The organism is Mediterraneibacter flintii, assembly GCF_055387595.1.
Map to the genome: position 1 here is coordinate 2,255,925 of NZ_AP031405.1, position 13,169 is coordinate 2,269,093.

Consider the following 13,169-nt stretch of genomic DNA (forward strand, 5'->3'; position numbering starts at 1 on the left):
CTCCGAGGGGAATGTTTTGCACGATACGCCCTGCAATTTACACTGCATTTTTCTTTATTCTGCTTTCAATGTCACCATATCGGCAATCTCATATTTTTCTGCCAGCTTCGCAACTGTTCCGTCGTTTGTAAGTGTCTGAAGATCTGCGTTTACCTTTTCGCACAGCTCATCATTCCCTTTTTTGAATCCAATTGCATACTGTTCTTTGTTCAGTGTTTCATCTAAAATTACATATCCGTCCCCGCGGGAATTGATCTGGTATTTCGCCACACCGATATCTATCGCCAAAGCATCCAGCGCGCCTGCCTGTAATTCTGTAAATGCAGTGTTATAGTCTGCAAACTCATTCAAGGAAGCAAAGGTATCTGCCAACGCCTTCTGGTCGCCGTTCAATACATCTAAAGCCGCGGAAGCCGCCTGTACTCCCACTACTTTTCCTGCCAGATCTTCCAGACTTTCTATTCCTGCGCTTTCCGACACGACGATTACCTGGCTGTTATCCACATAAGGAGTGGAAAACGTATAGTCGTCCTCTCTGCCGTTCATAGTAAATCCGTTCCAGATACAGTCGATAGAACCAGAGTTCAGTTCCATATCTTTAGAATCCCAGTTAATTGGTTTTTTCTCTAACTCCCATCCTTCAATGTCACAGACTGCCTGTGCAAGTTCCAGATCAAATCCGGTATACTCTCCATTATCATCCATATATCCATATGGCGGATACTCCGCATCAAAGCCTACTACAAAAGTGTTCCCGCCATTTGTGACTGAATCAGATGTACTTTCTGTTTTCTTATCCTCATTTCCATCTGACTGTCCTTCTGTTGTCTTGCCGCATCCTGCCGCCACAACAGAGACAGTCAAAACTGCCGCAAGCATACACGCTACTTTTCTCTTCATCATACATATCCTCCTTGCCGTGGCGCTTTATCATATTAGTAATTGATTACTTTACCACGCTAAAATATGTGGATATAGTATCATATTTCTGACACTCTGTCAAACCTTTTATCAGGTATGGCTTCTCCTGTGCCTCCGCTTCCATTTCTCGATCCATTCACGCCCTGGCTCTGCTGGTACTTTTTTCATTATCTCTTCCATTTCCCGCCGCATCTGGGCATTGACTTCTACATATTCTTCGTGCTTGGTAAGCAGAATATGATATTCCTCCAACGACATATATTTATAGGAGGCATAAAGATATGGCTTCAATAATGCCTTATCCCCACAAATTTGATATGCCCTGTCATACATTTTGGCAGACTCCTGGTATAAAAACAGCCTGCCATATGCCGCGCCTAAACATGCATAAATTTTTCCATAAAATTTTGCATCTACGCTTTCGTCCCTTTCCCCATTTAAAATCGCCTGATATACAAGGATTGCCTCCTCAATTTCTCCACTTTCTAAAAGGTTATCCCCTTTATATTTTTGCCGTTCAATATCTTTTTGGTTTTTCAGATGTTCCAGGACATTCTGAATCCGGATCATCTCCGGTTCTCGGTAAATCTTCGATGCTTTCAAAATTGTCAGTACAAATTTTTCCACAGACCCTTTCAGGCGGATGACATCCCTTAGTTGTCCTGCCAGTTCTGTCATCTCAAGTTCTTCCTCCAGCCAGCTTAAAAGCTGTTGATTCATGATCGTATAATCGATCAGATAGAGATTGTTACACAGATAATAGCAAAGTTCTTCCAGTGTAAAAATCTTACAGTGGATTCTCGTAATTTCATATGGGTGAGTCGCGTGTTTATCATGACAAAGAATTAAACTTCCCATCATTTCCTCCTAAATGTATGATTTTTTCCTCCTGAAAATCTGTCGGCTGGAAGAATTCTCCAAATCCGGCATCACGCACTGTTATCTTACAGGTTTTTTCATCCAAAAACAATGTCTCAATCTGAAGGCGCATAGAATATTCTGCTCTCTTAGGGAACTTTTCCAACGAGATCTTCTCTGTTTTTAAACTTCCCTGAATCAAAGATTCTATATGGAACTCGATGTCCTCCACATCCTCTAACAGCACTTCCCACTGATTGTTTGATTCATACCAGTGTGCCCCCCACGAAACAATCGGATACCACATCTCCTGTCCATCTACCCGCATATTTACTGTAATCTGATCCGTCAGCTTATCTTCAGAAAGATACACTGGATTTTCAATATGCATAAACAACTTCCGGTATGCGGTATAGCATGCACCCTTACTGTAAAGATTATTTCCGATGAACGCACGTCTCCCATTGCACAACACTCTAAGTGCTTTGGGATACCAGTTATTTTCAAATCCCTCTCCTGTCAAAAAGACAGAAGATACAATCCGTTTATCAAAAACACTTTCTATGAACCGGCAGAACATGAAATCCGCTTCTTTTGCCTTGTCCTCATTTAATACCGGATACACAGCCGCCAGTTCTTTCATGTGCGCGCTTGCAACCTCGTCGACCGTCACAAAGGTCGTCTTTCCGCCCCCGAGTCCTGGCTTCAGCCTTCTAAGCATATACGCCTTAATTTCATTTCTGTCACAGCAAAACAATGCCGCATCATACTGCCACAATTCTTTTGGCTGGTAAAAAAGATAGTTGCAGAAGCTTTCTTTGTAATCCTGTATAAAAATGTGCCGTTTATCGATATTCATACGAACCGCAATTCCACGCAGCATTTGTGCCAGTTCCTCTGTCAGTACCGGAACGCTAAATACAATTCCGTCAATCTGCGGAAAAGACTGCAGTGACATCTGGATAAACTGTGACAACAGCCATACTGCGTCATACGTTTCTTCTCCAAACTCAATTTTTTCCCCTGATAAGCTCTTATCTAAAAGCCGCGTCACTGTAAAGCCTTCTTTGATCGTAACCAGCCTTTTCGCCTCTTTACCGTATGCCCATGTGTCTCTTAATTTTCCTATAATCAGCGGAATCTGGTAATTATCTGTATCCACTTCCAATGTATCGGGCTCTAATTCCTCTTCATTATAATAGCTGATCTGACATGTCTTTTCATTGATTTCATACCCGATAATACTGCCTTGTCCCATAGGCAAAATGCCTCCTTAATATTGTATAAACATATGCGCTGCCACCGCATCTTCCACAGCGTAGGCCCGCATCATTTTTTGCTGCTTTTCCTTCTCTTCCTCCAACAGAATATCGTTGAGCCGCCCATATCTTCCGGCTTCCCCTTTTTTCGCCTCGCGTTCACAGCTTTCCTTGCTGCTGCGGTAGGAATTTCCATCTATGGTTTCTTTAAAATAATATTTTAATTTTTCATTGGCAAACAATACAAATTTTTTGACATACAGGTTCTCATACATAGGTGTAAGCACTTCTGTAGAATAATCTGCCGGCTCCATACTGCCCTTTTGAAGCTGGTAATACAGCATTACCCGACTTCCTTTCTGCCCTTTATACTCAATCAGCGTCTTATCCCAGAGCTGCAGCTCAATCAGCCAATCCTTTTCATACTGTAAAAAGAATGGGAAATAGAGCTGCTTTCCGCACAATTCCTGAAGAAATTTTTTCAATGTTTTGCGTGTCTGCGAACTATATTCTCTCTGTGCGTAATATTTCAAGACTGCGATTTTACATATGTCAATGGTATCCTCACCCTTCTCGTACTCGCGGCAGATGATGTCAATGATACTTTTCCCAACCTTTCTCTCCTCCACCACATATTCTCTGGATACATACGCCAAGTACGCCTGCTGCAGCCTGAAATACGCGCCTTCCGCATAGTATTCTTCAAAGACTGCCGCTTCCTGAAACACCTCTTCCGAAAACAGCATCTGTGTCAGAATTCGCTCCGCCAGTTTATGTGTATGTACTTCATATTCTCTTGCCTCTCTCCAGAGCCATTTCATATCAGAGGTCGCGCCGCAGTAATAATTTGCAAGATAAGTCAGTATCACCTTGTCATACTGTCCGCGTTTAAATAGTTCAAAGCATATATAAGTCAAAAAGTCATCGGATTCATAATTGCTCTCCCGAATCGTTTTGCTGCATAAACCGAACATTTCCTCTTCTGAATACTTCTCTATTCCCTGTGCCCTGACAATCTGAAGGTTCAACTCCTGCTCTTGCTCTTCTTCCTTACTCCTTTTCAGTCCGTTGATAAACTTTCGGCACATGTCCATATACCGCAGTTCATAGAACAGGCGCTTGCTGTCATAAGGAATCGAATCAGTATAATGTCTTCCGTCCTTTCCCTCCCATACAAGCCTGTCTGTCTTTGCATATAAAAAGACCTGCGTGCCATTGTCTGTATACGGCACCTTCTGCGTAACTGAGCCATCCTCTGCAATCACATGGATAAATTTCATATTCGGTACTTTTGTCGTAATTTCATATGCATGGCAAATATCATACAGCGCTTTTACCCTCTCTGGATTCATAGAACGTTCCACAATAAATCTTTTATAAATCACCCGAAGCAGTTCATCTATGTGTCTGCGATCCAACTGGTTCCAGGCAAACGCCTCCATTTCATCGCGGTAATGCGCATAGATTTCACTTCCTTCATCTTCATATGTAATTAAGTTTGCATACAAAAATGCACATTTGTGATAGTCCAGATTATTTCCATGCATAAAATATAAATACACAGAACGCGGCAAAGCTTTGTTGAAATAATGTGGATCCGCTGCCGCCATATAGTACTCATAAAGCTGTGCTATCTTTAACTCTGACTCTACTGCCTTTTCATACCATTTAAAATAGGTACTTTCCATACGGTTTCCTTTGATCAAAAGCGTACAGATAGCTGTCAGAATCATCGATTCCTCATACATCTCATAAGACAGTACCAATGTATCATAAAGATGCTTGTCAAAGGTTTTTAACTGACTTGCAAGATTCGCAGTATAAAGAGCCAATTCCTTCGTCATCATCTTATATTTTACTGCAAAGAAAAGTACTCTTACTTCAAACATTCCCAGCTTTTTCAGAGAGGAACTTTTATCGCGGAAACACCTGAACGCTTCCAGATAAAACCAAATACTATGGGATTTTTCTTCATAGAACTGTTTTTCTAACGCCCGCAGTCTCTCGCTGTAAATCTTGTATTCTGAATCCACATTCACAAGCATACATAAAATCTTCCAGCTCTCCGGATGTTTCATATAGGATTTTGAAAGCTCCTCTGCCACTCGACGCTGCCCGATACTGTCATTGCTTAAAAGTGTCGTAAGGTAGAGATAATACGAACTCATCTCTACATCCTTGCCAATTTCAAACCGATTGTAATTATAGGATTCTAAAAGCCATTTTGCCTCCTCCGTCATTCCTCCAAGCAGGCAGATATGCGCATGTACCAGCAGATACACCTCATTTTTGCTGTCTATATCACGCAAATGTTCAATCCGCTTCAAGGCCTCTTTCGCCCATGTATTGATATCTGTCTTTCCCGCCTCATAGTTTAAATAGCTTTTTATAATTCCTGCAAACTCCTGATCTGCTGCTCTGTATTCTTCATCTCTTTTTACATTTTTCTCCACCACAATCTCATAAGAAAGGGTTTCATACGGTGTTTCCAGCACGATCTGTCCGAAATTACTTCCATTATGCAGGTTCTCAGTTGTAATAAAATACTCCAAACGGTAGGAATTGCCGATAAATTCTTCTGTCGTGATCCGCGTATGCTCTACAGAAAGAAAATCTCCCTCTGCCCTCACGTCCATTTCCAGATACCCCCACGTATTCTTTTTCACGGTAAAGGTCTCTTTCCTGGCTTCCTCCAGAGAGATAAAGGCACGACTTTCTTCCTCCAATGTCAGAAAAATCTTTTCTTTCTGTTTACAGCCGACAAGAAATTCCTCCAGTGCATGCTGGTTTAATTCCCATTTGCGCATATTGTCATATAAAGCCTGAATCCGCTTATCCTCATATTTCAATATTTCATAGAAATCTCTGGAACGGAACAGCTTTTCAGCCTCAGCCCTGTCTCTAAAAGCCAGCTTCTTAAAATCCTCGAGGCTTTGTACTTTCCCATAGCTTGTCATAACAAACGGCTTTTCTATGATTGCAGTAAATGCAATATCAAACTCTCCGCCATTGCAGACAATCGTGAATTTGCCATGCTCTACATGTCCTGGAACCAATCCCGTTCCATCATATGTATAATAAATATTTACCGGATTTCCATCAAATCCCTGCTCGTCACAATGCACACGAAAAGAAGAGGGATATACAAGCCCTCTGATTGTTCCTTCTCCTTCATTTTGCAAGGAAAAGCTTCCTCTGTATTCTTCACCCTCCCCGACACGCATGATAATCCGCGTTTCCGGAAATATGATTTCCGGCTGAGGAATATGAAAATCTCCCTTTGCAAATCGTTTGATTTTATTCTTCAAGTCAGTCACCTACTCATATTTCTTCTTTTGACATGGCATAGCGCCAGAACATTGACGCTGACATACTACAGTAGATTATAGCATTATTGTAGTATTTCTTGCAATGCCAGAATAGAAGAAATTCTGTTCGGATTGTATACACGTATTATGCCTTTGATACATCCTCCCTCTGGCTGTCCTTTACCATCTGCACGTATTTCAGCACCTCGTACCCGCAGCGTTTGTATAAGGCGATCGCTCTTACATTTTCCTCCTCCACTTCCAGACGCAGCCTTGTCACCTGCGGTTCCTTTGTCTCTTCTACATAACGCAAAAATTCACTTCCCAGTCCCTTAGACCGATACGCTTCCAGAATATATAGTTCCTCCAGCCAGTATACATATCCTCCTGCTTCTTGTGAATAACTCTTTGAAATCAGCCCGTATCCTGCCGTATCTCCTTCCCATTCCAGAATATATCCCCTTGCATATCCTTCCGGACGCATACATTCCTCAAACGTCCTTTCAAAGCATACATCCGGTATAGGATGCAGGACTGCGGGAGAATGATAAAAATCATGTGCCATCCGAATATATAACTCCCTGTCTTTCTTTTCCAATTTTCGAATCATACGTCTCTCCTTCCCTTCTGTCTATTTTTTATTACTATTCTTTTTTCCGTCCAGCGTCTGTTGTATGATGCTTCGCATCACATCTTCCGAAAGCTGTCCCTGTGCATACCCAAAGATGTCACCTTCTTTGTCAATCATAAAGGTAGTCGGGTAAGCAGTAATTCCATACTGTGCAAAGACTTCCCCTCTGGAATCCATCACTACAGGGTAAGTATACCCATTTTCTTCTAAAAATTGTCTGATTCCCTCTTCATCGGTCTCATTTCCATAACCTGGGGCGGCGATTCCAAGAATCACTACCTCTGCTTCTTTTCCATTCTCTCCATATTCTTCGTATAATTTCTGAATATCCGGCATTTCTGCCTTACATGGAGGACACCAGGTTGCCCAGAAGTTTAAAAATACGACTTTCCCTTTATATTCAGAAAGCGTATGTTCTTCTCCATATTGATCTTGCAGAGTAAAATCATAGTCTGCCTGTTTCTCTCCCTGTTCTTTTTTCTCCTGCTGCGTATTTTCTTCCACCGTTGTTTCCTGCTTTGTCCCTGTACCCGATAGATACCCTGTCACAGCGTTCATTTTTCCTGTAAACATCATCAAGCCCATCAATAGCATTAAAACGCCGCCGGCTTTTACTGTATAGCGCACTGCCTTTCCATGCTTTTTAAAAAAACGCAGTACTTTTGCCGTAAACAGACCTACTGCCAGAAATGGCAGCACAAATCCTGCTGTATATACACCGATCAAAAGAAAGCCTACTGCCTGTGTCTGCGCGCTTCCCGCCATCACAAGAACACTTGCCAGGGCCGGCCCTACACAGGGTGTCCATGCAAAGCTGAAGGTAAATCCAAACAAAAGTGCTGTCAGAGGAGACATCGTCAACCTTTCCAAATGAATCGGCAGACGGTGTTCATTTCCCAGCACTTTAGACTTTCCAAAAACACCCAACTGATACAGCCCGAACAAGATAATTAAAATCCCTCCTGCTCTTGCGAATAGTGCCTGATGTTCATGCAGAAAACTGCCTGCTGCAGAGACACCTGCCCCCATCAGAAAGAAGGCTGCACTGATCCCAACGACAAAGCAGACCGTATGAAACAATAACTTCCCTCTATATTTTGAAAAGTCTCTTTCTCCCTGAACGCCGCCGGAGAGGTATCCCAGATACAAGGGAACCAACGGAAGTACGCAAGGAGAAAAAAAACTCAACAGACCTTGTAAAAATACAGTAATCGCGGGAATACTCGCTTCTAACTGAAATCCCATTTCTTCCTCCTCTTCTTATTTTCCCTAGTTTTTAACTTCTCCGACTTAGGTGCGTTCATTATACCATGTCCACTAAGCTCGTGGAATACCTCGCCAAGTGGAACAGGTATGACTCACACTAATCTCGTAAAAAACCTCGCTAAGTGTTCATATTATACCATGATTCCTTTTATCTTACAATTTTATAATATTCTCTGGATGTCACAGCAAACACGAACACATAAAATACCACGAAAACCAGAATCGTTGCTCCTGTACAGAGAGCGAATAACGGAACATTCGTCAAATACATGATTTCCAGAAGCTTTGCCATCAATTTAAATGCGACGCCCAAGTGCAGCACTGCCGCCGCAAGAGGCAGAAAAAACACCGTCATTACCTGGCTTTTTATGGAGCGTACAACTTCCCGTTTGCCCATTCCTACTTTCTGCATAATCTGGTATCTGTCCCTGTCACTGTACCCTTCCGAAATTTGTTTATAGTAAATAATCAACACAGTCGCCATCAGAAACAGAGCGCCGACAAAGATTCCCAGGAACAAAAATCCGCCGTCTATCTGCAGGAAGTCCGCCTTGTGCTCTTCGCGGATTTCTGTCCTTGCACTTTCCCCGATTTGGACAGAAATATTCTCTTCCATGTTTTTCATTGCGCTGCTTACTACTTCCTTTTTCCCTTCCAGATTAAATTCAATATTATAGCTTAACGCGTTTGCACCTTCTATTCCGTATCGACGCACCAGGTTATCTATCTGTGTTTCATCAGACATAATCACATAAATGTTCTTAACCACATTGGACATCGTCCCTTCTTCTATCCGCATACCTTTTAGTTTTTCTTTTACCTCATACGTACCTTCTCCCAACTTCAGCGTATCTGCAGTATATGGCTTAGAACCTGATGAAAAAACTAGAACCTGATTTTCCATAAGTGTCACATCTGTGCTCTCCAGCTCATTGTAATCGGAAACAGGGAGCAAGATCAGTTGACAGTACTCCTCAGACAAGGTAGAAATGTTCTCGTCTGCTTTCGTCATATCTACTACTATTTCGTCCCCTCCATCAAATATACAAGACAGATTTCCAGATGTGTATTCTGCTAAGTCTTTGATTGTGACATCTGCTGCCTTAGCCTCTTCTTTTACGATCTGATCTGCCCTCTCCTTCATTCCTTCCTCAGGCATATAGAGCTCTGTCTTGAAATCTGTAGGATACCGTGTCGCTATCACATCATCAATCCCCACATACAAGGATACCGTCATGGATATCAGAACCAGTACAACCGTACTCATAATACAGATATTTGCAAGCCCTACTGCATTTTGCTTCATACGGTATATCATACCGGAAACCGAAATAAAATGCCTAGTCTTATAGTAATATTTTTTCTTCTTTTTCAGCGTCTTTAAAAGAGCAATACTCCCTGCCACGAACATGCAATAGGTGCCTATGATCACCAATACAACGGCTATAAAAAACTTGGGAATCGCTGTCAGTGGCTCCTCTGTCGTAAGTGCGATATAATATCCGCCTGCAAGAGTTACGATTCCAACCAATACAAACAGCCACTTCGTTTTCGGTTCTTTTTCTCCTATGCTCTCTCCTTTGAGCAGTTCAACCGGTTTTACACTTCCTACCTGAAATAGGTTGGTAATAAGCGTCGCTGTAAAAATTCCCAGAAATAAAAGCGCTCCTTGCAGAAGTGCCATAGGCTCCACCGAATAAGAAAGCGGCACTGGAAACTGCACCACCTTTAAAAGAAGCAAAAACATCAATCTGCCGAACAACATCCCCAGCAAAAGTCCTGCCGTCAGACTGACAGCTGCAGTAATAACGGTTTCACAGATCTCCATCTTTATTAAGTTCCTTTTGTCCATCCCCAAAACCTGATATACACCAAATTCTTTTTTCCTTTGTCTGATAAGAAAACTATTTGTATAGAACAAAAATATCACAGCAAAGATTCCTGTTGTCCAGACTGCATATTTTAAAATCCATTTCAGGCTTTCACTTCCGTTCATCTGATCCAGGCCGGAATTTCTCGAAACAGCGCTTAGGCAATAAAACATCATAATCGTGATAATACAAGTCAGAAGATAAGGGATATATGTTTTATGGTTTTTCTTCAAATTTGTAAATGCCAGTTTAAAATAGAACACCTTACTCACTTCAGCTCACCCCCTGTTGTCAGGACGGTCAGTGCGGCTGTAATTTTCTGATACATTTCCTCATTCGTCTGACATCCTCGGTAAATCTGGTGAAAGACCTGTCCGTCTTTGATAAACAGTACTCTTTTGGCACTGCTTGCCGCCTTTACACTGTGGGTAACCATCAAAACAGTCTGCCCACTCTGGTTGATCTGCGTGAATAGATTCAGCAATTCATCCGAAGCCCGAGAATCCAATGCCCCCGTCGGTTCATCTGCAAGAATCAGCTGTGGCTTTATAATCAGCGCCCTCGCAACTGCCGCCCGCTGCTTCTGTCCTCCTGATACTTCATATGGATATTTTTTCAAGATGTCCATGATCCCCAACTGTTCCGCTATAGGAAGCAGACGCTTGTGCATCTCTTCATATTTTCTTCCCGCCAGTACAAGAGGAAGATAAATATTGTCCTCCACAGAAAAGGTATCTAACAGGTTGAACTCCTGGAATACAAATCCCAAATTCTGCCTGCGAAACGCCGCCATTTCCTTCTCTTTTACCTGGCTTAAATCTCTTCCTTTTAAATAGACTTTTCCACTGGTCGGTTTATCTAATGCAGCCAGAATATTAAGAAGTGTTGTTTTTCCTGAACCACTCTCTCCCATGATTGCCACGTACTCCTGCGGTTCCACAGAAAAGCTGACATCCTTTAATGCCAGAACCTTGCTTCCTCCAAATCTTGTTGTATAAATTTTCTTTACATTTTTTACATCCAATAATGCCATAGTATCCCGCCTTTCTTTCATTTTTCTAGAATCAGGCAACAAAATATAGTCTGCTCCTGACTCTTCTTAAATTATAAAGAGCTACGTCTTCCTTCTGCCATAACCTTCCCTTACAATTCAAATCCCAATTCTTACATTTTTGTAATGTTGCTGTCTTTTTAGCGGGATACATATCCTTTAGTCTTCACAGTGAAGCTCTCTGCGTGAAAGGCCGATCACTACTTTCGTCCCTTTTCCCTGCACAGAATAAATCGCAATCTCATGGTTTAATTTCTCACAAACTGACTTACATAAGTACAGCCCGATTCCCGTTGATTTTTTATCCTGTCTGCCGTTATATCCAGTAAAGCCTTTTTCAAAAACCCGCGGCAAATCCTCTTTACTGATTCCGATACCTGTATCCTCTATTACAAGTACACTGTGTCCGCTTTCCTCTCGTTCCTTTTCGTGCATAGCAACACTTCCGGCTTCCAAATTTTTCTCCGGCTCTGTATAGATAGAAATGGCTCCTTTTTTCGTATACTTTAAGGCGTTGGACAAAATCTGTTCCAGTATAAATACCATCCATTTTTCATCTGTGAGCACCATTTGACTGCATCCTTCATAATTCAGCTTTATCTTTTTTAAAATAAACATCTGTGAATACTTACGAACAGCCTGCTTTATCAGAGTATCTATTTTATACCAGCAAAGCATCATATCAGAAGAAATATCTCCGACTCTTAAATAGGTCAGTACCATTTCCACATACTGTTCTGTCTTGAACAATTCCAATTTTAATTCTTTCACTGCCTCTTTTCTCTGTTCTTCATTATTTTCTTCCATCGTCTGAAGCAACAGATTCATTGCAGAAATAGGCGTCTTAATCTGGTGTACCCACATTCCATAATAATCCTGCATTTCCTGATATCCGATACGCATCTTAGATTCCAACGTATTCTTATCCTCAAATAGCTCCGTCAGTCTGCTCTGATAAATTTCTTCTGTTATTTCTTCTGACTCTGGAAATTCTCCCAGCTCATCTGGCAATCCCTTTACTGCCTGTGCCACTTTCTCATAATGTCGAAGATAATGTATAAATCCTAACGTCCCTGCTGCCAAACAGAAGAAGCCTCCAAGCAAAACCATATATCTTAATGCATCCTGCCTGATATTATATAGATACAACACCAGATAAAGGATACCCAAAAATCCTAAATAAAAGAGCATATTTTTCCAACTCTTTTTCAAATACGCCGCAAACACCTTTTTCATTCTATCAAATACCCGATTCCTTTCTTAGTCTTTATAAACTCTCTTAAATCTGCCTCCTCCAATTTTTTTCGTATTCTCGTTATATTTACTGTCAGTGTATTGTCGTCAATAAATGTATCGCTCTCCCACAAACGCTGCATCAGTTCTTCCCTTTTTACAATTTTCCCAGCGTTTTCCATAAGTACTTTTAATATTTTAAAATCGTTTTTTGTCAATTCTATTTTTTCATTTTTATATGTCAGTGTAGCATCACTCAAATTCAGAAACGCGCCATTTCTCTCCAATAAATTGACCTGTCCTTGAAAAGAATATGTCCTTCGAAGAAGAGCCTGTATTTTCGCCGTCAGCACATTTAGGTCAAACGGTTTCTCCACAAAATCATCTCCGCCCATATTCATTGCCATGACAATATTCATATTATCACTTGCAGATGACAGAAACAGTATCGGCACTCTGGAATTTCTTCTTATTTCTGTACACCAATGATAACCGTTATAAAATGGAAGCAGAATATCCAGCAATACAAGTTCTGGACCAAACGCAGCGAATTCTTCCATGACATTATGAAAATCCTGTGCCACACATACTGTATAATCCCATTTTTCCAAGTGTTTTCTCACACTCTGCGCAATTGTAATATCATCTTCTACGATAAAAATCTTATACATATATGCCTCCTGTCTCCATTCTTTTCTTCTCTTTTTTCACAATTTTAAGATTCCTTAAAATCTGTTTTTCATTATACTCTATCTTCTTATCTTTCAACAA

At 41.3% G+C, this 13,169-nt stretch carries 10 protein-coding genes; all 10 read right to left on the bottom strand.

What is annotated here, in order from left to right; translation table 11 throughout:
- Positions 1–54: 54 nt before the first annotated feature.
- Positions 55–900: an amino acid ABC transporter substrate-binding protein gene (locus ACZ5C4_RS10645; RefSeq protein WP_464522335.1), complete on the bottom strand. Its 846-nt coding sequence runs from the start codon at positions 898–900 to the stop codon at positions 55–57.
- A 111-nt stretch (positions 901–1,011) separates the two neighbouring features.
- A complete protein-coding gene (locus tag ACZ5C4_RS10650) occupies positions 1,012–1,779 on the bottom strand; it encodes a hypothetical protein (RefSeq protein WP_186874277.1) in 768 nt (255 codons plus the stop codon).
- A complete protein-coding gene (locus ACZ5C4_RS10655) occupies positions 1,754–3,037 on the bottom strand; it encodes a DUF5716 family protein (protein WP_464520966.1) in 1,284 nt (427 codons plus the stop codon). Before ACZ5C4_RS10655 ends, ACZ5C4_RS10650 begins: the two co-directional genes overlap by 26 nt.
- A gap of 15 nt (positions 3,038–3,052) precedes the next feature.
- Positions 3,053–6,346: a DUF5717 family protein gene (locus tag ACZ5C4_RS10660; RefSeq protein WP_464520967.1), complete on the bottom strand. Its 3,294-nt coding sequence runs from the start codon at positions 6,344–6,346 to the stop codon at positions 3,053–3,055.
- 145 nt (positions 6,347–6,491) lie between these two features.
- A complete protein-coding gene (locus ACZ5C4_RS10665; protein WP_464520968.1) occupies positions 6,492–6,956 on the bottom strand; it encodes a GNAT family N-acetyltransferase in 465 nt (154 codons plus the stop codon).
- Positions 6,957–6,977: 21 nt separating this feature from the next.
- Positions 6,978–8,222, bottom strand: coding sequence for a redoxin family protein (locus ACZ5C4_RS10670; protein WP_464520969.1), 1,245 nt, complete (start codon positions 8,220–8,222; stop codon positions 6,978–6,980).
- 169 nt (positions 8,223–8,391) lie between these two features.
- The gene (locus ACZ5C4_RS10675) at positions 8,392–10,386 is read right to left on the bottom strand and encodes an FtsX-like permease family protein (RefSeq protein ID WP_464520970.1); all 1,995 of its coding nucleotides are present in this window, start codon (positions 10,384–10,386) and stop codon (positions 8,392–8,394) included.
- Positions 10,383–11,147, bottom strand: a complete 765-nt coding sequence (locus ACZ5C4_RS10680; RefSeq protein ID WP_464520971.1) for an ABC transporter ATP-binding protein — start codon at positions 11,145–11,147, stop codon at positions 10,383–10,385. Before ACZ5C4_RS10680 ends, ACZ5C4_RS10675 begins: the two co-directional genes overlap by 4 nt.
- Before the next feature lie 177 nt (positions 11,148–11,324).
- Complete coding sequence (locus ACZ5C4_RS10685; protein WP_464520972.1) at positions 11,325–12,356, bottom strand: sensor histidine kinase; 1,032 nt, start codon at positions 12,354–12,356, stop codon at positions 11,325–11,327.
- 41 nt (positions 12,357–12,397) lie between these two features.
- Positions 12,398–13,069, bottom strand: a complete 672-nt coding sequence (locus ACZ5C4_RS10690) for a response regulator transcription factor (RefSeq protein ID WP_464520973.1) — start codon at positions 13,067–13,069, stop codon at positions 12,398–12,400.
- Between the last annotated feature and the right edge of the window lie 100 nt (positions 13,070–13,169).